At 40.3% G+C, this 25,606-nt stretch carries 19 protein-coding genes; 7 read left to right on the forward strand and 12 right to left on the reverse strand.

From position 1 onward, the window contains the following. The first annotated feature begins 72 nt into the window (after nt 1-72). Nucleotides 73-2,103 carry a proline--tRNA ligase gene (proS, locus tag SYN7502_RS18315; RefSeq protein WP_015168672.1) on the forward strand — a complete coding sequence of 677 codons (2,031 nt, stop codon included), beginning with the start codon at nt 73-75 and terminating at the stop codon, nt 2,101-2,103. 37 nt (nt 2,104-2,140) lie between these two features. Here proS and SYN7502_RS09770 read toward each other — a convergent pair whose 3' ends face one another. The 5 genes from SYN7502_RS09770 to SYN7502_RS09790 form a co-directional block, all read right to left on the reverse strand. Then, the gene (locus SYN7502_RS09770) at nt 2,141-3,673 is read right to left on the reverse strand and encodes a cryptochrome/photolyase family protein (RefSeq protein ID WP_015168673.1); all 1,533 of its coding nucleotides are present in this window, start codon (nt 3,671-3,673) and stop codon (nt 2,141-2,143) included. 88 nt (nt 3,674-3,761) lie between these two features. Further along, nucleotides 3,762-4,679, reverse strand: a complete 918-nt coding sequence (locus tag SYN7502_RS09775) for a histone deacetylase family protein (protein WP_041430099.1) — start codon at nt 4,677-4,679, stop codon at nt 3,762-3,764. Nucleotides 4,680-4,708: 29 nt separating this feature from the next. Beyond that, nucleotides 4,709-7,414, reverse strand: a complete 2,706-nt coding sequence (locus SYN7502_RS09780; RefSeq protein ID WP_015168675.1) for a hybrid sensor histidine kinase/response regulator — start codon at nt 7,412-7,414, stop codon at nt 4,709-4,711. A 94-nt stretch (nt 7,415-7,508) separates the two neighbouring features. Further along, entirely contained in the window at nt 7,509-7,799 is a 291-nt protein-coding gene (locus tag SYN7502_RS09785) for a type II toxin-antitoxin system RelE/ParE family toxin (protein WP_015168676.1), read from the reverse strand. Beyond that, entirely contained in the window at nt 7,799-8,026 is a 228-nt protein-coding gene (locus SYN7502_RS09790; protein WP_015168677.1) for an addiction module protein, read from the reverse strand. The genes SYN7502_RS09785 and SYN7502_RS09790 overlap by 1 nt, the downstream gene beginning before the upstream one ends. Before the next feature lie 212 nt (nt 8,027-8,238). On the opposite strand from SYN7502_RS09790, the gene purL reads away from it, so the two are divergent. The 3 genes from purL (at nt 8,239) to SYN7502_RS09805 (ending at nt 12,907) form a co-directional block, all read left to right on the forward strand. Next, nucleotides 8,239-10,638: a phosphoribosylformylglycinamidine synthase subunit PurL gene (purL, locus tag SYN7502_RS09795; protein ID WP_015168678.1), complete on the forward strand. Its 2,400-nt coding sequence runs from the start codon at nt 8,239-8,241 to the stop codon at nt 10,636-10,638. Nucleotides 10,639-11,057: 419 nt separating this feature from the next. Next, nucleotides 11,058-12,443 carry an AAA family ATPase gene (locus SYN7502_RS09800; RefSeq protein WP_015168679.1) on the forward strand — a complete coding sequence of 462 codons (1,386 nt, stop codon included), beginning with the start codon at nt 11,058-11,060 and terminating at the stop codon, nt 12,441-12,443. Then, the gene (locus SYN7502_RS09805) at nt 12,443-12,907 is read left to right on the forward strand and encodes a hypothetical protein (protein WP_015168680.1); all 465 of its coding nucleotides are present in this window, start codon (nt 12,443-12,445) and stop codon (nt 12,905-12,907) included. Before SYN7502_RS09800 ends, SYN7502_RS09805 begins: the two co-directional genes overlap by 1 nt. Here SYN7502_RS09805 and SYN7502_RS09810 read toward each other — a convergent pair. From SYN7502_RS09810 to SYN7502_RS09835, 6 genes are all read right to left on the reverse strand, one after another. Next, on the reverse strand, nt 12,878-13,462 hold the full coding sequence (locus SYN7502_RS09810; protein ID WP_371257757.1) for a transposase: 585 nt from the start codon (nt 13,460-13,462) through the stop codon (nt 12,878-12,880). The genes SYN7502_RS09805 and SYN7502_RS09810 overlap by 30 nt on opposite strands. Then, on the reverse strand, nt 13,416-13,727 hold the full coding sequence (locus SYN7502_RS09815; RefSeq protein WP_041429164.1) for a transposase: 312 nt from the start codon (nt 13,725-13,727) through the stop codon (nt 13,416-13,418). Before SYN7502_RS09815 ends, SYN7502_RS09810 begins: the two co-directional genes overlap by 47 nt. Nucleotides 13,728-14,140: 413 nt before the next feature. Further along, on the reverse strand, nt 14,141-17,665 hold the full coding sequence (gene metH / locus SYN7502_RS09820) for a methionine synthase (protein WP_015168681.1): 3,525 nt from the start codon (nt 17,663-17,665) through the stop codon (nt 14,141-14,143). Between the two features lie 261 nt (nt 17,666-17,926). Further along, nucleotides 17,927-18,412 (reverse strand): Spy/CpxP family protein refolding chaperone, encoded by a 486-nt coding sequence (locus tag SYN7502_RS09825; RefSeq protein ID WP_015168682.1) that lies wholly within the window; start codon nt 18,410-18,412, stop codon nt 17,927-17,929. A gap of 61 nt (nt 18,413-18,473) precedes the next feature. Further along, nucleotides 18,474-18,845, reverse strand: coding sequence for a hypothetical protein (locus SYN7502_RS09830; RefSeq protein ID WP_015168683.1), 372 nt, complete (start codon nt 18,843-18,845; stop codon nt 18,474-18,476). Further along, a complete protein-coding gene (locus SYN7502_RS09835; protein ID WP_015168684.1) occupies nt 18,842-19,444 on the reverse strand; it encodes a sigma-70 family RNA polymerase sigma factor in 603 nt (200 codons plus the stop codon). The genes SYN7502_RS09830 and SYN7502_RS09835 overlap by 4 nt, the downstream gene beginning before the upstream one ends. 176 nt (nt 19,445-19,620) lie before the next feature. Here SYN7502_RS09835 and SYN7502_RS09840 point away from each other — a divergent pair, with 176 nt between their 5' ends. Beyond that, nucleotides 19,621-20,250 carry a YqiA/YcfP family alpha/beta fold hydrolase gene (locus SYN7502_RS09840; RefSeq protein WP_015168685.1) on the forward strand — a complete coding sequence of 210 codons (630 nt, stop codon included), beginning with the start codon at nt 19,621-19,623 and terminating at the stop codon, nt 20,248-20,250. A 2-nt stretch (nt 20,251-20,252) separates the two neighbouring features. Here the strand turns inward: SYN7502_RS09840 and SYN7502_RS09845 are convergent, their stop codons facing one another. Next, a complete protein-coding gene (locus SYN7502_RS09845; protein ID WP_015168686.1) occupies nt 20,253-20,720 on the reverse strand; it encodes an MEKHLA domain-containing protein in 468 nt (155 codons plus the stop codon). Between the two features lie 198 nt (nt 20,721-20,918). Between SYN7502_RS09845 and cobN the strand changes: the two genes are divergently transcribed. Beyond that, a complete protein-coding gene (gene cobN, locus SYN7502_RS09850; RefSeq protein ID WP_015168687.1) occupies nt 20,919-24,635 on the forward strand; it encodes a cobaltochelatase subunit CobN in 3,717 nt (1,238 codons plus the stop codon). A 150-nt stretch (nt 24,636-24,785) separates the two neighbouring features. Beyond that, nucleotides 24,786-25,538 (forward strand): glycoside hydrolase family 24 protein, encoded by a 753-nt coding sequence (locus SYN7502_RS18320; RefSeq protein ID WP_015168688.1) that lies wholly within the window; start codon nt 24,786-24,788, stop codon nt 25,536-25,538. The last annotated feature ends 68 nt before the right edge of the window (nt 25,539-25,606 follow it).

Raw genomic sequence — 25,606 nt, forward strand, 5'->3', positions numbered from 1 at the left:
TTTTTCTAAGGGTAAGCCCGTTCAGCTAAGATTATATCTACCAAATTAAGACCAAATTAAGGTTGCTTGTCCATGCGTCTATCGAAAATGTTATGGGTGACTCTGCGTGAAGACCCCACCGAAGCTGAAATTAAAAGCCATAAACTCCTATTACGGGCAGGATATATTCGCCGTATTACCAGTGGAGTCTATGCTTATATGCCTTTAATGTGGCGGGTATTGCAAAAAATTTCACGGATTGTCAGAGAAGAAATGGACGCAGCAGGCGCACAGGAATGCTTACTACCTCAAATTCAACCTGCGGAGCTATGGCAAGAATCTGGGCGGTGGGAAACCTACACAAAGGCTGAAGGCATTATGTTTTCCCTAACCGATCGCACTAATCGAGAATTAGGCTTAGGTCCAACCCATGAGGAAGTTATTACGGCGATCGCCCGTGAGACAATTCGTTCCTATCGGCAGTTACCCTTAAATCTGTATCAGTTACAAACTAAATTTCGAGATGAAATTCGCCCTAGATTTGGCTTAATGCGGGGTCGGGAATTTATTATGAAGGATGCCTATTCTTTTCATAGTTCTGAAGTATCCCTAAAGGAAACATATCGGGCAATGGATCAAGCCTATCGTAATATCTTTAATCGCTGTGGTCTAAAGTTTCGGGCTGTGGATGCTGATTCGGGAGCGATCGGCGGTTCTGGTTCCCAAGAGTTTATGGTACTGGCAGAAGCAGGCGAGGACGATGTTCTCTTTACTGAAGACGGGAAATATGCAGCAAATATGGAAAAAGCCATATCTCTTCCTGCGGATTTAGTGCCTTCAACCTTTACGGAATATCAAAAACTTCTGACTCCTAATACCGAAACGATCGCCAAGCTTGCCGAAGTTCTCAAATGCTCTGCTACTCAGATTCTCAAAAATGTCCTATACGAAGTTACCTACGATAGTGGCATTACAGTTTTAGTATTAGTAAGCATTCGTGGTGATCAAGAAGTGAATGAAGTAAAGCTGCAAAATGAATTAGTTAAGTTAGCAGGGAACTATGAAGGTAAAGCACTTCTGGCTCTAAAGGTTCCCGATCCTGAATCACAAAAAGTATGGAGTTCTCAATCTTTGCCTTTGGGTTATATACCTCCAAATCTAGATGATTCGTATATTCTAGACCCTAGATACATTTCTCATGATGAGCTAGAAAAGCTAATACCTTCAACTAGTTATGAATACAATAAAAGTATAGCAAACCATTTTTATGATCCTGATAAACAAGGATATGATCTAGTTCGAATGATTTCTCGTTTTGAAGGGAATATCATCAATGATTCTCTTAATAAAGAAAAAACAGAAGAATTTCCAAACCGCTTGAAAGCCTTTAAAGATACTAGAAGTAAGATTAAGGTACATCCTCAGTTTCTGCGTTTAGTCGATCGCACTGCGGTGGAGTTAAAGAATTTTGTCACGGGTGGAGATGAAGCTAACTACCATGTGGTTGGGGCGAATTGGGGTAAAGAATTTCAATTGCCAAAGCTGATAGTGGATGTGAGAAAAGCAAAGGCTGGCGATCGCTCTATTCACGATCCTAGTCAAATTCTCCAAACTGCTAGAGGAATCGAAGTTGGGCATATTTTCCAATTGGGAACGAAATACTCTAAAGCGATGGGAGCAACTTTTACCAATGAGAATGGCGAAGAACTACCATTAATTATGGGCTGTTATGGACTAGGTGTATCCCGTTTAGCACAGGCGGCAGTGGAACAATCCCATGATAAAGATGGCATAATTTGGAATGTGGCGATCGCTCCCTATCATGTTATTATCTCGGTTCCTAATGTCAATGATCCTGCCCAAATTGAAGTGGGAGAGAAGTTACTAAGGGAACTAAATCAAGCGGGGATTGAAACTATCCTAGATGATCGTGATGAAAGGGCGGGACTAAAGTTTAAAGATGCCGATCTTGTCGGTATTCCCTATCGTATTGTGACGGGGCGGAGTCTGGCTGAAGGCAAAGTGGAAGTAGTAAATCGTGCCACAAAAGAAGCAAAAAATATTGCGATCGATCAAGTGGTAGATACTTTATCAGCGATCGTTTTCTCTACATCTAGGGAATAGAGAATTTTAGAATAGAGATAAAATTCAATAAATGGTGCTAGATAGGAATAGTATGGATAAATTTTAGAGAAGATTCACGAATTGCTTCTTTCTCAGATTGAGACTTCTTATCATAGGTACTAACCATTAGCGAAACCCGTCCATTCTCTGCAAAGCTCTCACGGTGCTGATCGATAAAGTGCCAATATAAATAATTAAATGGGCAGGCTTTATCCCCAGTTTTTGATTTGACATCATATTTGCATTGAGAGCAGCAATTGCTCATTTTATTGATATAGTTGCCGCCCGCCACATAAGGTTTTGACGCTAAAATTCCGCCATCGGCAAAGGTAGACATCCCCAAGACATTCGGAAGTTCCACCCATTCATAGGCATCAACATAGGCAAGCCAAAACCATCGATTAAGCTGACGGGGATCGGTATTTGTGAGATTACTAAAATTACTCAAAATCATTAATCTCTGAATGTGATGGGAATAGCCATAATTGATAACATTACCGATCGCATCCTTTAGGCACAGTAAATCAGTCTGAGCATCCCAATAAAGTTGAGGCAAATTATTGGTAAATCTAAAATAGTTACTTTCGCGAGCCTCTGGCATCTTGGCTTCATAGTAGATTCGTATATATTCTCGCCAACCCAGAATTTGGCGGACAAAACCTTCAACGGAATTTAGGGGAGCAAGATTTTGGTGATAAGCAGCGATCGCCATTTCACAGAGTTCTTGGGGCAGAAGTAAACCGTTGTTGAGATAAATTGATAAAACTGAATGAAATAGAAATGGTTCCTCAGTTTTAATCGCGTCTTCGTAGGCTCCAAAATTTGCCAACCGAGTTTCGATGAATAATTTCGCTAGTTCTAACGCGCGATCGCGCGTTACGGCATAATTAAACTTATCCAGTCTACCAAAAGCATTTGGCAAATAATTTTGAACAAATTCAATTACTTCCTGTGTAATTGCATCAGGCTCAATTTCAGGGATTGTTGGAATAGAAAGATTTTTGGGTAAAGACTTACGATTTTCTTTGTCATAGTTCCAATTACCGCCAATCGGTTTACCATCTTCCATCAAGTAATTAGTTTGCTTGCGAAGCTCTCTATAAAAAGTTTCTAAGCGATATCCTTTTTTGATTTTTGATTTAAATTTTTCCGTATTTGCTATAAAAAAATTATTAGGGATTACATTAATCCGATCTCCAAATTGTTTGTTTAGTTCCGCCATTTGCGATCTTGTATCCCATTCTGAGGGAAGCATATAGGTTAAGTTTATATGTGGATATTGATCCAAAAAATCAGCGATCGCTTTGGCATAGGATCCTTCCGTAGATAAATTTAGGACTGGAAATCCCAGTTGTTGACAGGCGATCGCAAAGTGTCTTTGAGCGCTGAGAATATAAACTAATTTTTGCTTATGATGGGGAATTGCCGTGGCATAGCTCAGGGATTCGACAAAGATTAGTAATGGCTTTTGGTCAAGCAGTTCTTGAGGAAACACCGCTAGATTTAGCTGGTCATAGAGAATAAATATGGCGCGATCGCATTGAGAAGAGATATTGGGGGCGCTCTGCATATTTTTAGTTCTTCTTCACTTACTTTGATTTGTATACCTCTGCTTTAAGCTTTGCCTATACACTTATACCATTCGTCGTCTATACTCCTCAATTATCTAAAATCTTCTCCACCACTGCCACCACTGACTGAGATAAACTCTGAAACTCATAGCCCCCTTCTAAACCCAATAAAATCCGAGAAGTTACACCTAGGCATAATTCTGTAAATACGCCATAGTCTTGGGGCTGTAGATTCATACTGGCAAGGGGGTCTGCAGAGTTGGCATCAAAGCCAGCACTAATAATTAGTAAATCGGGCTTAAAATCCTGTAAAAATGGAATCACTCTTTGGGTAAAAACAGGTAAATAGGTAGCGATCGCACTTTCAGAAGGTAAAGGCAGATTCAAAATATTTTCATGTCCGCCCCGTTCCGCTTGCCACCCTGTACCCGGGTAAAAAGGAGCTTGATGGATCGAAATATAGGCAATTTGGGGTTGATTCCACACAATATCTTGGGTACCATTACCATGATGCACATCCCAATCTAGGATAGCTACTCGTTCGACTCCGTACTGTTCTAGGGCATAATTAGCTGCGATCGCCCCATTGTTAAAAATACAAAATCCCATACCTGAGTCTCGAACTGCGTGGTGTCCGGGGGGGCGGGAAAGGATAAATACAGGCTTATCACTTTTTAGGACTTGATCTACCCCATCTAGCCAAGCACTTACCGCTAATTGGGCAACTTGATAACTGTTTTGAGAAAGTACGGTGTCCGCATCTAGCATCCCATGACCTTGGGCAGATATGGCTTTAACTTGATCAATATACTTGGAGCTATGACACTTTTCGATCTCGGTTCTCAGCTTTTGTAAGTCACGGATTTGGGGTTGTTGCCATTGCAGGCGATCGCTCCAAGGTTGGGTTTTTAAGGCAGTAGTGATTGCGGTTAAGCGTTCAGGTTTTTCGGGATGAAATGCCCCTGTTAAATGCTCTAAAAATTCGTCACTGTAGATAATTTGCATATTTTTAATCAATTGCATCGAATAAATTACTAAGTAAATTGCTGCATAAATTTAACCAGTGCCTGTTCTTGGTAGGTCTTAGCCAATTGCCGTAACTGCTGGGCAAAATCCGCAAATTCTGGTTCTAATATATCAGCTTGTTTAATCAACTCCCGCAGATTCCCACGGCGTAGCAGTTCCCGTAGGTGATTCAGCACATCAGCCGCAGGAGGGACTATTACTTTAGAACTTAGGATGGTTGCAGCAGGAGTATCAGCATAAATCCATTCCACATGGAGATAAATCTGAAGTAAATATAGGAGTTCCTCCGCTTGCACAGGTTTAGTCAAGAAATAATCAGCTCCAACATTAATGCTTTGTTGTTGATCGGACTCAAACACACTGGCAGAAGAGGCAATGATGGGGATATTTAGCCGTCTCCGTTTTAATTGTCTAATTAGCTCAAACCCATCCATAATCGGCATTAATAGATCGGTAATCACAAGGGCAGGGTTAAGATTCTCTACCTGAGTTAATCCCTCTTCCCCATTAGTTGCTTCAAACACCTCAAAGCTCAGTGGTTCCAAAAGATTGTGAATGATGATCCGATTATCAGCAATATCGTCAACAACTAAAATTTTGTATCCTTTTTGCTTACAGCCAACTATAACCAACGGCTCTAATGCCGAGTCTGCCCATTCCGTTGACAGTGGCATCTCCAAATCCAAAGTAAAACTGCTGCCAGCTCCCAATGTACTGTTTACCTGCAATTGACTACCCATAACCTGGACAATTTTTTGACTAATTGCCAATCCTAGCCCCGTACCTTCCGTCATTTTTTGGCGATCGCCCACCTGTTCAAAGGGTAAAAATATCCTACCGATTTGGGTTTCACTCATGCCAATCCCCGTATCTGCAACTTGAAACCGCAGTTTACATACTCCCCCAGCAATTCCTAGACAATCTACCTTTAAGCCCACCGCACCGCGATCAGTAAATTTAATGGCATTACCCAACAGATTAATTAATACTTGGCGCAGTCTTTTTTCATCTGCATAAACTCCCTTAGGCAGTTGCGGTGAGAGTTCATACTTAAACTCTAAGCCCTTCTGCTCAGCCCGAATTTGACAAATTTCCCTTACACCTTGCAAAAAGCCATGAAAATCAAAATGGTTAGGCGAGAGTTCCATACCCCGAGCTTCAATTTTAGACAAATCCAAAATGTCATTAATCAAGGTCAGTAGATGATTTCCACATTTATAAATAATTCCTGCCCCGTTTAGTTCCTTCGCATTAAGATTGGGCGATCGCAGCAAAATTTGAGCATACCCCAGAATGCCATTGAGAGGAGTTCTCAGTTCGTGACTCATATTAGCAAGAAATTCACTTTTGGCTCTATTTGCCGTATTAGCCGCATCTTGATTTGCCTCTGCCAATTCCTTGAGAATAGTTAACTCTATCGTACGATCCTCAACCCTTGCTTCTAATTCTTCATTACTGGATTGCAACTCTGTAAAAGATGATCGCAGCCGATCTGCCATAGTATTAAAGGATTCTGCCAATGTATCTAATTCATCTATGCCACTTAACTTGACGGTTTGATCTAAATTCCCTTCAGCGATCGCCCTTGTAACATCATTTAACTTGCGAATAGGAATAGTCAACCAATAGGCAGTAACCACCCCAAAGCCGATGGATAATACCAAAGCACCTAAACACAGCAAAAATGTGTCACTGGTATAGGCACCAATACTACTAATAAAATCCGACTCTGGTGCCACCACCACAATCAGCCAATCCAAACCATATTGATCTTGCCAAGGCTTGATTTGCATAAAATGTCTTTGCTCATTTATGGTTATTTGTAGTTCTTGCAGTTGCTGAATATCTTTCAGAGCCGAACTACTAAGATATTTTCTGCCCACTGTCTGAATTAATGGATCACTACTTTCGGCGGCGGGAATTCTTTGTGCCTTACCATTCACTAAACGTAGGGGGATACCACGGGAACTAGCAACTAATAAGCCTGATCGCTCCACAATAAAAGCTGAACCTGATTCACTGATCTTTAAGCCCTTGAGGTATTCACTAAACTGAGTCAAGACATAGTCCGTACCAATTACGCCGATTAAATTAGCATTAGGATCATAAATGGGATAGCTTGCGGAAATTGATAGTACGTCTGGCTTATCATTCCACGCATAAATTTTGCTCCAGATGGGATGTTTGGCGGCGATCGCATCACTAAACCATGATTCCAGAAATATACTAGTATCTGATTCAGAGCTAATTAAATGTAACCGCCGTCCTTGAGGATCAATAGTGTAGGTGTTGTACTTTCCTCCCGTATTTTTAGAAACTTCATGCAGTATTAAAGTGCCATTGTCTAAGCGTTCTACTCCGATATAGTCACCATTAAGCGTACCAAAATTGTTATAGCTGATATTAAATATCTGCATTTGCTGGAAAAATACCTGTCCCACCTGCTCAAAATTATCTAAGCGTAAGCTCCCCGCATTAATGGCACCAAGATTAAGCTGATTAACTTGATGGGGAACCTTTAAATAATCATCTAAACTCCGACTAATGCGATCGCTAGCATCTAACCGTAACTGCTTAGCAGCTTTATTGACTGCCGCCTGCCCATAACTTAGAGATAACCAACCTGTAACGGCGATCGCCACTGCCACTTGGATCACAAACGGCAATGCCAACATATTTTGTAGAGAAATGCGCTTTGATAACTTTGGAGCCATCTACAAACTGCCCATCTAAACAGCTAGAGGCATGATATTACTTTTGGGGTCAAAGACTCTGTATTCTAAGCATCACCAGTAAGTTTATTCGTGTTTATTTTCGATTCTTCCAATATCCAACTTCTCTACTACAATGCATCACAGCTAAGATGAGAATGTAGTCTTGTTCAATTGTGTAAAGAATTCCATAGGGAAACTTTTGTGCCATGCACCGTCGAATATCTTCATCAATTGCAGCATAGCGTTCAGGTGATTCTTTAATCCGAAAAATTGCATCTTCGATCACATTGATAAATCTCTGGGCGATCTCAGTTCTCTGCTGGGAGTAATACTGAACTGCATCAGAATATTCTGCTAGTGCTTCAGGGTGAAATACATACTTCATTACGCAAGTAACTGTCTTACCTGAGCTAGTGCATCTTCCCCCACAACAGCCTGAACAAGACCATCCCGAACTTGATCACGTCTTTTTTTTGCTTCAGTAGTCCATGTTGCTTGAATAGTTGGATCAACATCAAATTCTAAGCTTTCAACTAATTTTTCTGCTATTAGTCCTCTGGAAATGCTAGGAAGAGATAATAATTCTTCTGTTAGTAGCTCGATTGATCTCATAAATTTCCTCAAAGTAATGAGCCTTTGGTTATGTAGTCTAGCAAAAACAAGTTTAATATCTGCAACATTGCCATTTCACAAAAAATTAATTAGCGATCTCCTCCCTAAAACCCAAAACAGCATGGTTGTCTCGACAAAAAAACTATAAACAGCTATTGCCTCTCCAATATCGGGATAAGATCAATATTACAAGTCAAAAATTTTTCCTAACTATGACCGCCGATTCCCAAATACTAAGATTTTCCCCTGCTCAAATTAAAGCTGAAGGTTTAACCCTTGATGAATACCAAATGATTTGCGATCGCCTCGGTCGAGAACCCAACAGGGCAGAATTAGGAATGTTTGGGGTGATGTGGTCAGAGCATTGCTGCTATAAAAATTCCCGTCCTTTACTGAAACAATTTCCGACTACAGGTGAAAGAATTCTCGTGGGACCTGGGGAAAATGCAGGCGTAGTCAAGATTAGTGATGACATTGCCGTTTGTTTTAAGATTGAAAGCCATAATCGCCCTTCTGCCGTCGAACCCTATCAAGGTGCAACCACTGGTGTTGGTGGGATTTTGCGCGATATTTTTACGATGGGTGCCAGACCTGTTGCTATTTTAAATTCCCTCAGATTTGGGGAGCTAACCGATCCGTGGGTACGCAGCCGAGTGCGAGGCATTGTCAGTGGCATCGCTGGCTATGGTAACTGTACGGGTGTACCTACCATTGGCGGGGAAGTCTATTTTGATTCTGCCTATAACCGTAATCCTTTAGTCAATGCTATGGCGATAGGGATTCTGGAAACTAAGGAAATTGTCAAGTCTGGGGCAGCAGGAATTGGTAATCCAGTTTTATATGTTGGCTCTACAACGGGCAGAGATGGGATTAAGGGGGCAAGTTTTGCTAGTGCCGAATTATCCGATAAATCCCAAAGCGATCGCCCCGCCGTCCAAGTCGGTGATCCATTTTTAGGGAAATTACTAATTGAAGCTTGTTTAGAAGCATTTAAAACAGGGGCAGTGGTCGCAGCACAGGACATGGGCGCAGCAGGTTTAACTTGTTCTACTTCAGAAATGGCAGCCAAAGGTGGTGTGGGTGTGATTTTGGATTTAGATAAAGTGCCAGCACGGGAACAGGGGATGACTGCCTATGAGTATTTATTGTCCGAGTCCCAAGAACGGATGCTATTTGTAGCACAAACTGGTAGGGAAGCAGAATTAATCGAAATCTTTCATCGCTGGGGACTTCATGCTGTGGTGGCAGGAGAAATCATCTCGGAGCCAATTGTCAGAATTTTACACAAAGGCGAAATAGTCGTGGATTTACCCGCCTCTGCCCTTGCCGACAATACACCGCTTTATCATCGAGAATTAGCCCCAACTCCAGAATATGCAAAACAAGCTTGGGAATGGAACGAGAACGATTATAGCCGTTGGGTAATTGCTACTGGGGAAGGATTATCACTTATTGATTGGCAACTTAAGTATTTAGCTAAACTAGGCAGCGATCCTACCGATCTGAGTCAAAATGAAATTTTATTAAAGTTGTTAGCCAGTCCTGCGATCGCCTCTAAAGCATGGGTTTATAAACAATACGATCATCAAGTGCAAAATAATACCATCCTGTTACCCGGTCATGGAGATGCGGCAGTAATTCGGTTAAGAGCGCAAGATTTTGGCGTGGGTGAGGCTAATTTAAATCCAGAATTACCAACTATCGGTTTAGCTGCCACAGTGGATTGTAATGCCCGCTATGTCTATTTAGACCCCTACGAAGGGGCAAAGTTGGCAGTAGCCGAAGCTGCGAGAAATCTCTCCTGTGTGGGCGCAGAACCGTTGGCAGTCACTGATAATTTAAACTTTGGTAGTCCCGAAACAGCGATCGGTTATTGGCAATTGCATGAAGCCTGTCGGGGAATTGCTGAGGCTTGTCGAGAATTATCTACCCCTGTGACCGGGGGCAATGTTTCCCTGTATAACGAAACTATTAATTCTGAGGGTAAATCCCAACCTATTTATCCCACTCCTGTAATTGGGATGGTGGGCATTGTGAATGACATTACAAAAATCTGTGGACAGGGCTGGCAAAGTGTTGGGGATGTGATTTATCTAATTGGGAGCGATCGCACAACTTTAGGTGCATCAGAATATTTGGCTGTAATTCATAATCAAGTTACGGGCAGACCTCAACCTCTGGATTACAACTTAGAACGAAAAGTTCAGCAAGTATGTCGCTATGGTATTAATCAAGGCTGGATCAAATCTGCCCATGATTGCGCTGAGGGAGGTTTGGCAATAGCGATCGCCGAATCTTCAATTACAACAAATCTCTCGGCTCAAGTTAATTTAAAAAATCTTAGAGCAGATGGTGATCCCGTAACATCTTGGGATAATTTATTATTTGGCGAAGGATCAAGTCGGATTGTTGTATCTGTTTCTGAGAGCGATCGCCTAGCATGGGAATCATATTTACAAACAGAGCTATTTGGTAATTACTGGGAACTGGGCTGTGTGCAAGATGCAACGCAAAATCTGGAAATTGCCATTAATGATCAAACTGTGATTAACTTGGCTCTGGCAGAACTAGCTGATCCCTACAATAATGCTATTTCTCAATGGTTTGCCTAGGATTTACTCATATTGATGGTTCTTTAGGTCGTCTAGCCAAGGAGGAAGATTTGCTCTGGCAAGGTGGTGTTGATGAGGCGATTGTCTTACTTTTCAGGTTGTATAGTAGGGTGGTGATCTAGGAGTAGTGAAATGCGTCAAATTATTGCAAGGCGTGCATTATGGTCGTGAATAAAGGCGAAATTGAAGAAATTAATATCACTGAAAATATTTGTACCAATCCTCAACAGGATTACACCCGCAAGCTCATTAATGCTATTCCTAAAGTTCAGTTTGCTTAGATTAAGAGTATTTGCTACTTTATAATTACTTTTTATAGCTCCAAAATCATTGGTGTGTGTAAACAATTAGTTTGCCAAAGCCATGATAAATTGCACCAATGAATTAGTTCGGGCAAAATTGCTACTGAATATACAATAATGAAAATTAAAGTCAAAAATCTTGGTACTTTAGAACAAGCTGAATTTATTCTGGGTGACCTAACAATTATTTGTGGCTGTAACAATACTGGAAAAACTTACGCCACTTATGCACTTTTTGGCTTCTTATTTACTTGGAGTAAGCTGTTTTTGATAAAAATTGATGATAAAAAGATCGAAGAACTACTTAGCGATGGGGTAATTCGTCTTGATCTACAAGAATATGTTAATCAAGTGGATCATATAGTGACTCAAGGTTGTATAGCATACACCCAAGAATTACCAAAGATTTTTGCAGCATCGACTGAAAGATTTAGAGAATCAAAATTTCAAGTAGAATTAGATAGCCAAAATATAGTTTTATCTAAAAGATTTAAGTCGGAAATTGGCTCTGGTGAGGTATCCTTTTTTTCGATCACCAAAAGTGAAGAAAGTACAGAATTGGTTGTCACTTTATTGGTTGAAAAAGAGAAGGTAAAAATTCCCGTTAAAATCATTGAGCGTATTATTACTGATGCTCTTAAAGAGATCATTTTCGATCCGCTTTTCCCTCGCCCTTTCATCGCTAGTAGTGAACGTACTGGTGCAGCCATTTTTCGGAAAGACTTAAATTTTGACCGTAATCGATTGATTGAAGAAATAAGCCAAGCTGGACAAAATATTGATCGAATTGAATTACTACTTAAAGATTATGGAGATTATGCCCTGCCCATAAAAACAAATGTAGATTTTATTCGGCAACTTGAAAGCATTGTTAAAAAAAGTAGTTTTATTGCTGATAAGTATCCCGATGTACTAGCAGATTTTGCGGATATTATAGGAGGGGAGTACGCTGTAACTCGCAATGATGAGTTGTATTATCAGCCGAAAGGTAGACGAATTAAGCTTTCTATGGATGAAAGTTCTAGTGCAGTACGTTCTCTTTTAGATATCGGGTTCTACTTAAGACACGAGGCTCAACTCGGTGATTTACTAATAATAGATGAACCAGAATTGAATTTGCATCCCGAAAATCAGCGTCGTGTTGCAAGACTTTTTGCCCGATTAGTTAACCTCGGAATTAAGGTTTTTATGACAACGCACAGTGATTACATTATTAAAGAACTAAATACGCTGATTATGCTCAATCATGAAAAACCTCACCTCAAGAGAATTGCGAAACAGGAAGGTTATCGTCAAGAGGAACTGATTTCTACTGAAAATATCAAAGTTTATATTGCGGAAGTAGCAGATATAAAACTAGAAGGTAAAAAAAGAAAAACTAAATGCCAAACTTTAACTGCAGCGGATATAGATCCAGAATTTGGCATTGAAGCTCGTAGTTTTGATACCACCATTGAGACAATGAATCGCATTCAGGAAGCAATTGTTTGGGGTCAAGATTAATGTCTGATATTGCTATCTTCCAAGAGCTGATCAAGGAAATTGCTCTAGTTCCATTAACTGATAATAAAGTTGTTCTCAAAGAACCTGAACTTTCTGATTGCTTTGTTACAATTCATGGAATGCCCGATGAAGATGAAGTTATTATCATTAAAGCAGATACATTTAAGTCACCAGATTCAGTCTTTAAAGGGGAGCATGGTGAATGTAAACGTGCTGATTTCATTATTGTGGCTGATACTAACACTAAAAAGGTGATTATTTGTGTGGAGCTGAAAAAAACAAAAAATGACGAAAAGTCCATTATTAAGCAATTGATTGGAGCTAAATGTTTTGTTCTATACTGCCAAGAAATTGGCAAGTCATTTTGGAGGCAACCTAACTTTCTAAGAGATTATCAATATCGTTTTGTGAGTATTAACCATATAGAGCCTGTTTCATATCTCATGAGTAGCAATTCTTTTTAGCATCAAACGAATAAAGCAAAGATTGAGTTTAGCTGTAGCATTAACGAGAGTTCTCTCAAAGTTCTTAACTAAGATTTTGCATCTTTCAACCCAAGCATTTGACCTTTCAATTACCCACCTTGTCGGCACAACTACAAACCCAGACAGACCTTTTTCTGCCTTCTGTTGCTTTGATACCTTAGGAGAAATTTCAAACCTAATCTTAGTCATAATCTCAGGATATATCTTCTCTAGTTCTTGGATCAGTTTCTCGATATGATAACCACTATCCAGCAATATCGTAGTTAGCGTAATGTCATCTGGTTTCGATTTGAAGTAATCAATGTTAATCGTTAACATCTCAATCAGTCCTTGGTCATCTGATACATTTGCTCTTGTTAAATAGGTAAAGAAAGGAAATCCCAGAGTGTCAACGGCTAAATGTCTTTTGATCCCGTTAGTTGCTTTGTAGGAGCAGAAGCCCTTGGATTCTATACTTGCATTACAAGTATTTTTCACTGCTTGTGAGTCAATGATGATTAAAGTTGTCCATTTTGATTTTTTTTGACTGTTCACGGGCTGTTGAATGCAAGGTTTCCATAATCGCAGTAAATGTACCTGTATCTTTCCACTCCTTGTAGTATCGATAGACTGTAGAGAATGGTGGTAAGTCTCGGGGCATATCTCGCCAATTACAACCGTTTTTGAGTTGGTAGAGTATGCCGTCTAAAATTTGTCTTTTTGTCCAAGTTGGCGGTCTAGTTTGCTTTTTCTTTGGGAGCAATGGTTCTATAATTTCCCATTCTTTATCTGTTAGGCTACTTGAGTATGGATTTAGCATTTTCTAAGTATCATACATCTTGCTCATAATAGATATGAAACAGGCTCTATAAGTATTGCTAAAACAAAGACGCGTATTGAACGTTTTGCTGGACTTCATGATCGTCCAGATCGAATGTTGAAAATCAGTTCTCCCCATCATCTTGAATTTAATCATTTGGCTGGTCGGAGTCAATAGTTGAAATTTTTAAGATGTTGCAATATAGCTTGATATTTCATAAAGCAATTAGCCATTCTGGGAATATCAAATTTTAGTTTGGTCCAATAACAAAAAATCTGTGGAATGATTAAGAGGACTATACCCGTAGGTTCATTAATGCAATTCCTAAAGTTCGGTTTGCTTAGGTTCTGCTGCTCAGTACAGGAGAAAAAGATTAGTGTCAAATAGTGTACGATTATAATTTTGCTTGCAGCCTATGCACTGAAATAACGGGCTTCAGGGTGATAGGCAACCAAAGCCGTAGTCGATTGTTCAGGGTGCAGTTGCTCGCTTTCATCCATAGTTAAACCTATCCGTTTAGCATCGAGTAAGTCTAGAAGTTTGTACTGATCCTGCATATTTGGACAGGCGGGATAGCCAAAACTATAGCGAGAACCTCGGTATCTCTGTGCCAAAATATCCCGAATATTATTGGGTTCTTCGGCACTAAAGCCTAATTCCGTTCTTATACGAGCATGAGTCCACTCGGCAACTGCTTCTGCCATCTGCACAGCTAAACCATTAAAGTACAAATAATCAGTATATTGATTTGCTTGAAATAGTGATTGAGCAAAGTCCGTAGCAATTTGTCCCACCGTCACCGCTTGCAAGGGCATTACATCCATAATTCCTGATTCTTTAGGAGCATAAAAATCAGCAATACATAATCTACGGAGCGATCGCTGGCGTGGGAACTTAAATGAACTTATAACTTGAGTATGATCTTCGGGATTATAGATAATTACTTCATTCTCCACCGCCTGCACGGGAAAATATCCATACACACTAACTGGCTCTAATAAATTCTCTTCGAGGATGCGCTTTTTCCAATAATTCAAGACAGGATAGGCTTTTTCTGCTAGGAAGGCATCATATTCTTCACGGGATTGTTCTTTTGGTTTGCGGAATTGCCATTGACCAGCGATGAGAGCTTGGAGGTCTAAATAGGCAAATAAATCTTCTAAAGGAATATTGTTAATAATTTGCGTTCCCCAGAAGGGCGGAATAACCCTAGGAATATCGGCAGAGATAGTTTCAGAGCGAGTAGTATCTTCCCCTTCAGGAATATCGACTGCTGAGATTTCTACTTCTTCTTTCGCTTCTGACTTCTTTGGCATCTTGAACATATTGTTAATGTCAGATTTGCCATTGAGAAATCCTGTATAATCATCCCATTCTCCTGCCAATTTAGCAGGCATATAGGCATCCATAAAATTCAAATCAGAGAAAGCATCTCGACCATAAACCACCTTCCCGTTGTAGGCATTTTGGCAGTCTTCGTGGACAAATTTAGGAGTGAGGGCAGCACCACCCAAAATTACAGGAACGCTAATCCCCCGTTTATTAAATTCCGTAAGGTTCTCCTTCATGAACGCTGTAGATTTGACTAATAGCCCACTCATAGCGATGCAGTCAGCTTTATGTTCTTCGTATGCCTGAATGATATTCTCAACGGATTGTTTAATGCCGATATTGACAACCTTATAACCATTATTGGAAAGGATAATATCTACTAGGTTTTTACCAATATCATGGACATCACCTTTAACTGTGGCAATCAGGAATACCCCCTTATTAGAGCCTTCCACCTTATCCATAAACTGCTCTAGGTATGCCACTGCTGATTTCATGGTTTCCGCCGATTGCAGCACAAAGGGAAGTTGCATTTGTCCCGAACCAAATAATTCTCCCACCACTTTCATCCCATCTAGGAGTAAATTATTGATAATATCTAACGGAGCATAGGTGTTTAGGGCGATAGCCAAATTCTGTTCTAATCCTAGTCGTTCGCCATCAATAATATGTCTTTTTAACTTCTCTTCAATAGGTAAATTATCGTCTTGGGATTTATCCCTTTTAGTGGTTACGCCTTCAAATAATTTAGTAAATTCTCCTAGGGGATCGTAGGTGCAAATATCTCCTTCAAACTTGCGTTCATCGTAAACTAGTTGTCTTGCTACTTCCAGTTCCTTGGGATCGATGCGATTAAGGGGAAGAATCTTACTGGCATTGACGATCGCTGAGTCCATTCCCGCCTTTTGCGCCTCATGGAGAAATACCGAGTTTAAAACAATCCGAGAAGCTGAATTCAGTCCAAAGGAAATATTAGAAACTCCTAAAATAATATGGCAATCGGGCATAGCCGCTTTAATCCGACGGTTAGCTTCAATGGTTTCCGCCGCATTTCTCCGATCTTCGGCGATTCCTGTGGAAATAGGTAGAGCCAGGGTATCAAAAAAGATTTCCTGTGGAGCTAGTCCATACTCTTTTGTTGCTTGTTTGTAAGCTCTTTGGGCAATTGTAAATTTCTTGTCTGCCGTTCGTGCCATGCCCTCTTCATCAATGGTACCAATGATTACTCCCGCCCCGTATGTTTTTGCTAATTCTAAAACCTTACAAAATCTGGGTTCTCCATCTTCATAGTTAGTGGAATTAAGTAAGCACTTGCCCCCTGCTAACTTTAAGCCCGCTTCCATTTTTTCCCATTCGGTGGAATCCAGCATTAAGGGAATCGTGACATTGGTAACTAGGCGAGAAACCAGTTCGTGCATATCCCGCACCCCATCCCGTCCCACATAATCAACGTTGACATCAAGAATATGGGCACCTTCTTTAACCTGCGATCGCCCTAAAGCCACTAACCCATCCCAATCTTCAGCATTTAATAAATCTCGGCATTTTTTAGAACCACTAGCATTCAAGCGTTCCCCAATAATTAAAAAGGAATTATCCTGAGTATAGGGTTGAGAGCTATAAATAGAAGCAGCAGATGGAGTTATTTGAGGCGATCGCACCTTGGGCTTTAATTCATTTGCTAGTTCAGCTAAGGCTTGAATATGTTCAGGACGAGTACCGCAACAGCCACCAATTACCTGTACCCCTAAATCTTGAACAAAATAGCTAAGATGTGCTTTGAGGTCTTCAGGCGTAAGTTTATAAAATGCCTTACCCCCCACATTTTCAGGTAAGCCCGCATTAGGCACACAGGACACTACAAATTTAGAATGCTCTGATAAATATTTAATGTGATCGGTCATCTTATCGGGACCAGTGGCACAGTTTAAGCCCAGAATATCAATGTTGTATGGTTCTAAAATAGTTGTAACCGCATTGATCTCAGTTCCTACCAGCATTGTGCCCTGCACTTCCATCGTTACCGATACCATAAGTGGCAGTCTAATCCCCCGTTTTTGGAATACCTCCTCGATCGCATTTAGGGTAACTTTAATTTGCAGAATATCCTGACAGGTTTCCACTAGTAATAAATCCACACCACCATCAATTAAGCCCTCCACCTGCTCGATAAAAGACTGCTTCATTGTGTCAAAATCTATGTGCAGTAGAGTTGGCAGTTTGGTAGTTGGACCAATGGAACCTGCCACAAATCTAGGTTTCTCAGGGGTAGAAAATTCTTGAGTTAGGGATTTTGCTAATTCTGCGGCTTTTTTACTGAGTTCATAGGCGCGATCGCCCAAATCATATTCCCCTAAAACAATAGAAGTACCACCAAAAGTATCGGTTTCGATTACATCGGCACCCGCAGCTAGAAAATCTCGATGTACCTTTGCCACTGCCTCTGGCTTAGTAATTACCAAATATTCATTGCATCCTTCATACTCTGCTCCACCAAAGTCCTCAGCAGTCAAGTTTTGTAACTGCAAATTAGTTCCCATAGCTCCATCTAGCACAATTACAGGGCGATCGCTGCTATGAAGACGTTCTAGGAAAAGACTTTGCATATCGAACAGAATTAACGATTGGATTTCACATTATTTTAACTACTTTTAACAGGTTTTAGGAGCAAAAAACTATACTAACGTCTCAACTCAATCACTTTATGCAATTTACTGACTATATGCCAACCATAAGCTTAGGCAGTCTGAACACTAAGAAATCCACCACTCAACCTTAAAAAGAGTTTTACTTTTATAGAACTCAGACTTTTCTATCATGGCTTTGAATTAGTAAAGTTAAATTGGCTATTTCAATGTGATGGAGAACTAGAGTTGATCATCAGGTTTGGCAAATCTTCTTTCTCTGCGTTCCCGCCAATTACCTCTGGCTTCGCTGGCAGCTTTGGATAATTGCGATCGCTGTTGGGGCGTTAATATTTCTCGTATTGCTAACATCTGCTCAAAACGTCTTTGCTCATTTTGCCTACGCAGGTTTTGGATTTGATTAAATTTTTGGGTTAGGACTTCCCTCGTAGCAGTTCCATCCATCATGCCTCTTAATTCCCGTTCCTTTTCTCTTAGTTCTTCCATTGCAGTTCTTCGAGATTCCTTTCCTTTTTGTAAGATCGATTCAATTTGCTGTTTTTGGCTATCAGAAAGGTTAAGAGCTTTGAGAACACTGGCAGGAGGAGGAGAAGGATTATCGGCAATTTGGGAATTAGCGGGTAAAGTGGGGATCATGGCAATAGCGATCGCTCCACTGCACATTCCACTACAAATTAGAGATAAAAAACTAGATTTCTTGGTTTTCATAATTTAGGTTCACAATTCAGAAGGTTAATAAATTTGGAAAATATTTGAGGAATAGCTAAAACTAATAGTTAGAATAGTTGGCACTGCTGAGGAGAGAGTAGTTAGTGGTAAATTCCTCTCCCGCAATGCTCCAGTTACTGACTAGAGACTTTTCTGTTTTGAGGCTGTCATTTTCATTCAAAGCCGTTTGCAGAGGTCGAGACTGATTAAATATTACTAGCCCTAATGTGGCGATTATTGTTGCACCCAATATTCCTAGCTTTTTATGATTAATCTCAGGTCTAGTGATCCCCATTGTAGAAACTTGCTTCATGATGCTTAACTGTAAATTGCTAGAAGCGGGAGGAGCGATCGGCTGATTTTGCTTAATAAACCTAACTAGATCACGATCTTGATCTTGATTAAAGTCTTCATTAAAATTGGGATTATTCATACTTCAACTCCTTGGGATTCTAAAAATTTGCGTAACGCACCACGGGCATGAAACAGGCGAGACTTTACTGTGCCTATGGGAATATTTATAATTTCGGCGATTTCCTTTTGGGAAAGCTCTTCTAAATCATGCATTACCACAACGGTACGATGTTCTAAGCTCAAACTCGCTAAACCTTTCTGGACTAAGTCTCGATAATGCATATTGCTCAGTTCCGAGGTTTTATCAACAAGCGATAAATGTATATCTGCCAGTTGGTTAAGGTCTTCTACCTCAACATTACGAGAGCGGCTTACGGCATAACTGCGGCGGCGATCGCAAGCTACATTCCAAGTAATCCGATATAACCATGTGGAAAACTGGGCAGTTTGTCTAAACTTGGCTAACCCTTTCCAAGCTCGAATAAAGACTTCTTGAACCAAATCATCTAGTCCATCATTGCCACACAACTGATATAAGGTTGACCTAACTTTTTGTTGATGCCTTTGATATAGCTGACTAAAGATGTGGGTATGTCCCTGTAAGCAGAGTCTTACAAGGTAATTATCTGACTCAGGTTGATTTTCTAGGGCTATTTTAGATGAAACCACACTAACCATTGATTCATAAATTTAGAGCGAGTTTTTTACATCGAACTTAATTACTAAGACTAGGTGCTTGATTATTTGGTTCAAATTTTTTTAACAGATAACCATCTATTTTTGCCCCCTTTGTTCTTGAAAACTGCAATAATCCCCCATGTAAGTGTAAATTGAGATCAATCTATAAAATTTTTATGAATTATCTGTACTTGCATGGTTTTGCTTCTAGTCCTAAATCGGGGAAAGCAATATTTCTCCAAGAAAAATTTGCCCAAATCGGACTAGCTCTAAATGTGCCAGACTTAAATCTAGGTAATTTTACTGAGGCTACTTTAACCAAGCAATTAGACTTTTTACAAACTGAATACGGAAAAGCTCCTCTAGTAGTAATTGGTTCCAGTTTGGGTGGATATTTAGCATTACAAATGGCGATCGCTAATCCCAAAGTTGAAAAATTAATATTACTGGCACCCGCTTTTAAGTTTAGTCAGTGTTTAGAACGGGACTTAGGAGCAGATGCGATCACACAATGGCAAACCATAGGTACCAGAGAAATTTATCACTATGGCTTGAATCAACCTTTAGCCCTGAAGTACGAATTTTTAACCGATGCTCAAACCTACCTACCAAAATCCTTAGATCGAGAATTACCAATTTATATAATTCATGGCGATAAGGACACAGTTGTCTTACCAGAACTAAGCCAAGAATTTGCGGCTAATCATCCCTACGCTACCCTTGAAATTGTCGAAAGCGATCATAGCCTTGGGAATGTGGTTGATTTAATTTGGGAAAGAACAAAGGCTTTTTTAGAATTAGCTTAAAACTAGAGAAAATCCCATTGATCACAAATTGCGGCTTGTCCATAATACACACCTTGAGCATCAATCAGATTCCAAACGATCGCATTTTGCAGGAGAAATCTTTTACCACTTTTAGAAATTCTGACTCCACTATAGTTATTGATGTAACCTTGCTCAGATACTGTTTTTAATAAAAGCGATCGCTCTTCTTGTAATATCGGTTCCGCAGATTGACGAGATGGTAACTTTGTAAGCTCTTGCCAAGTCATTTCAAATAGGTGTAAAGCAGTTTGATTCCCGTAATTAAAGATTGGATCAGGAGCAGTATTGTGGGAAAGCAGCATAAATGGGGCATAGAAAATACTTTTTGCTAAATCTTGATCAGAAATTGCAGCAGAAAAAAATTCTTTCCCTATAAGTCGCTTAAAACTAAGCCTCAAAAGCTCTACATGATCAGTTAAGTAGTAATTATCTGAACTTGGTTCACCCATTTTGCTTATTTCTTTCTTAATTTTTTTCTTAATCTTAAAATGGAATCCGACTAATTTTGTCAATCCATTCTTCACTGTCCTATGGATTTAGCAGATACAACCCTAGTTTTAACAGTAGAAAAGATAGGCGATCGCTAATTATTTATATGCCCCTAGTTTTGATTCTGTGCGATTATAACGAATATCATGAATTAAATAATGCACCGTCTCGCTACTATTCCCCAAAACGGGCAGAACAATAATACTCAGCCCGATAATGTCATCTTTGTAGAGCAACAACCTGCTCCCATTGTGATTATCACTGCGGCAGATACGGATATTCAGACCCTAGCGGCGGTTATTGATAATTTTCCAGAGGGTTTTCCAGAGATCAGAGTTGTAAATTTACTACAACTGCAACAGCAAATTGTCATAGATACTTATGCTGATGAGGTTTTAGCCAAGGCAGAGATTATTATTTTACGGTTAATTGGGGGACAATCCTACTGGAGCTATGGTTTAGAAGTTGTAAAAGCTGTGGTTGAGCAGACAGGTGCGAGTTTATTTATCTTACCGGGGGATGAGCGTCCCGATCCAGTCTTGACCAGCCATTCTACGGTGAACATGCGATCGCTAAATTTAGTTTGGCAATATTTCATAGAAGCGGGCGTTATTAACTATTGGAATTTATTAAAATATCTCGCTACGGAATTTCTGAACTTATCCTTTGCCTATGATTTTCCTCAACCAGTGGCTAGGGTGGGAATATTTGGTGATTATGTTAGGGCGAATAAGGGGAGAGATGTGGGAATTTTATTCTATCGTTCTCATTATTTGGCTGGAAATACCAAAGCGATCGCCTGTTTGTGTGAGGCATTAGTTAAGAAGAACTTGAATCCTTTTCCGATTTATGTCTCTTCTCTCAAGGAACCTGATGTTCAAGCCGACTTACTGCAATATTTTGAGGGCATTGATTTAATCTTAAATACCACCAGCTTTTCCCTTGCTAGCTTAGAAACCGATAGTCCCAAAGTTGATCTATGGCAAAGTTTGAATGTGCCAGTATTTCAGGTGATTTTTAGTGGCAGTGGACGGGAAACATGGGCAACGGGAACTCAGGGATTAACCCCAAGGGATATGGCAATGAATGTGGCTCTGCCTGAGGTGGATGGCAGAATTATTACCAGAGCAGTATCTTTTAAGATAGGACAGAATCAAAATTCGATATTACAAACCGAAGTTGTGGTTTATGAACCTGAGCCATCACGGATTAACTTTGTTACTGAGTTATCGCAAAAATGGATAGAGCTAAAATCTACTCCGATTTCAAGTAAGAAGATTGCTTTGATCCTTGCCAATTATCCCAATCGAGATGGCAGACTTGCTAATGGTGTGGGCTTAGATACGCCAGCTAGCTGTGTAGAAATTCTGAAAACATTAAAAGTTCATGGTTACAGCACGGGAGAAATTCCTCAAAGTGGTGAAGAACTGATTAAATTATTAACATCAGGCAAAACCAATGATCAAGAGGCATCTAGCCTTCGTCCCATCTATCAATCTTTATCTTCTGAAGATTATCGAATCTATTTTAATACCTTACCTGAGCCAGTGAGATCGGGAATTTTGACTCGGTGGGGTTCCGACTTTCCCAAGGATTTCGTAATTTCTGGCATCCAATTCGGCAATATTTTTGTGGGCATTCAACCGTCACGGGGATATGACCTTGATCCAACCTTGAACTATCATGCGCCCGATTTGGAACCAACCCATAATTATGTAGCTTTTTATTATTGGATTAGATCAAGATTTCAAGCGATCGCTCACATTGGCAAACATGGAAACCTAGAGTGGCTACCGGGTAAAAGTATTGCCCTGTCAGAAAATTGCTATCCCGAAGCAGTATTCGGCGCAATGCCTCATTTTTATCCGTTTATTGTTAATGATCCGGGGGAAGGTTCTCAGGCTAAGCGGCGATCGCAGGCAGTAATTATCGATCATTTAACTCCACCCATGACTCGGGCAGAATTGTATGGAGGTTTGCAGAAATTAGAATGTTTAATTGATGAATATTACGAAGCAGAAACCCTTGATCCCTCAAGGCTAGGCATGATTAAGGAACGATTGATTGCCATGATCAAACAGGAAAATCTGCATTATGAGTTGGGAATTTCTAGTGATCGCCTTGAGGATTCCCTTAATAGTATTCTCACAACTACCGATGGCTATCTCTGTGAATTAAAAGAGGCACAGATTCGAGATGGTTTACATGTTTTTGGGCAATGTCCCCAAGGTTTGCAGATACGAGATTTAATTATCGCTATAGCTCGAAATCCTACGCCTAATCGCATGGGTTTAACTAGGGCGATCGCTCTCGATTGGCAATTGGATTTTGATCCTTTAACTGCTGATTTAGCTGCGAATTTAGATAAATTAACTTCTAATTCTTCTCATCCCAAATTACAAAACTGTCGAATTGTGGGAAATGCGGTAGAAGCGATCGAAACCTATGCGGCTCAGCTAGTTGATAATATCCTTACCACAGGTTCTATATGTGATAATAGTTCTGAAATTACTAAGGAATTAACCTGGATTAGCGATCGCCTGCTGCCAGCATTACAAAATACTAGCCAAGAAATCGCAAATTTATTAAGGGCATTAAACGGAGAATATATTGCCAGTGGAGCATCGGGCGCACCCACCAGAGGTAGACCAGAGGTATTACCCACAGGACGCAACTTCTATTCCGTTGATATTCGTGCCATTCCCACCGAAACCGCATGGGATATTGGACGCAAAGCTGCGGATCAAGTAATTGAGGCTTATACCCAAGAACATGGCGAATATCCGCAATCCATTGGCTTATCGATTTGGGGAACTTCGACAATGCGGACTGGTGGAGATGACCTAGCAGAGGCTTTAGCACTATTGGGAGTTCAACCTGTGTGGGATGGAGTATCACGGCGGGTGATAGATTTTGAGATTTTACCTTTATCCATTCTCGATCGCCCTAGAGTAGATGTAACTTTGCGAATTTCTGGCTTTTTTCGGGATGCTTTTCCTAATTTAATTGATTTATTTGATCGGGCTGTGCAGGCGATCGCTAATCTTGATGAATCTGCTTACGACAATCCCATCGCTGCAAAATTTCAAGTGGAAACGACACAATGGCAAAAGTCTGGGTTAACCATTGAAGAAGCTCAGGAGCGATCGCTCTATCGAATTTTTGGGTCCAAACCTAGTGCCTACGGAGCAGGATTACAAGGACTAATTGAGTCACAAAATTGGGAAACTGATGCTGATTTAGCCCGTGCCTATATTAACTGGAGTGCTTACGCTTATACGTGCAAATCCGCAGGAAAATCTGCCCCTGAAGCATTTAACCAAAGACTAGAAAACATCCAAATTGTCCTCCAAAATCAAGATAATCGAGAACACGATCTCCTAGATTCCGATGACTACTATCAATTTCAAGGTGGGATGACCACAGCCGTTAAAACTTTAAAAGGTACTAATCCGTCTATCTATTTTGGTGATAATTCTCGAATGGAACAGCCTAAAGTGCGAAACCTTAGCAGTGAAATTGCCCGTGTCTATCGCAGTCGGGTCGTTAACCCTAAATGGATTACTGGAGTCATGCGTCATGGCTATAAGGGAGCCTTTGAAATGGCAGCCACAGTGGATTTCCTCTTTGCTTATGATGCTACTACCAATTGTGTGGAAGATTTTATGTATCAAGGCATTGCTGAAACTTATCTTTTTAGTGCTGAAGTTCAAGCATTTCTACAAAAATCCAATCCTTGGGCATTACGAGACATGGCAGAAAGACTCCTTGAAGCAAATCAACGACACCTTTGGCAGGATGCTTCCCGTGCAACCTTAGAAAAGCTGAGAGCTTTAGTCAATGAAACCGAAGGTGTGATTGAATCTCGAGGATAAAAATTGTATGAGCCAGTATGTTTTCTCGTGACTCGTCGCTATTTCCAATAAAATCTATTGTCTGTTTTTAGAAATAGTTCCCAAAATTCATAAAAGATTCACAAACCTTCATGGTTTTTGTATTATGGGTAAGGTGTTTGGAATGTGGGTATGCAAAAATTTTCTCCGCAACTATTCTATGCAGGTAGTATTGGGTTAACTACTGTTCTTTCTAGCCTTTTAATTAATCAAGCTGCGATCGCTCAAAATATTGGTAATCTTGCGGACACCTGTTTTATGGTTACTTCATCGGGTAAACGCTTAGATTTGGGACATCTCTGTACTAAAAATCCCCAAGTAGTTATTAAACCTAAACCAGTCCAGAAAGTAGCAGCCATCTCTAACTTCCCCACATCTAATTTTCCTACTTCTATTAACATTAATGCTTTTCTGAAAGTGATCCGCTATGCCGAAGGTACAGATGCACAGGATGGTTATCAAATTCAATACACTGGTGCAAGGTTCTATAGCTTTACGGATCATCCCCGAATAGCAAGGTGTGGCAATATTAGAGGTAAATCCGTCTGTTCAACGGCAGCAGGGGCATACCAATTTCTTGATACCACATGGGATGACGTAGCTTCCTCCATTGGCGCACCAGATTTTAGTCCAACTTCCCAAGATCGTGGAGCAATCGAACTAATCTATCGGGCAGGAGCATTGCAGGACATTGAGTCGGGAAATATTGCTAGGGCGATCGGTAAATTAGCACCCGTTTGGGCAAGCTTTCCCCGTTGGGATGGTGATATGGAAGGTGCCTATGGACAGTCTGTGGTTTCCATGAATGAGCTATTACAAGTATTTCAATATTATCAACAGGCAGAGGCTTCTAATTTACGGAATATAAAGCAGTCCATAAGATAAGTTCATACAGTCTTTTGTAAGCTTGTGTAGTAAGGGGTTCACCTCTAAAACTGGGAAGACTATTTATT

Source organism: Synechococcus sp. PCC 7502 (assembly GCF_000317085.1).
Taxonomy (GTDB): domain Bacteria; phylum Cyanobacteriota; class Cyanobacteriia; order Pseudanabaenales; family Pseudanabaenaceae; genus PCC-7502.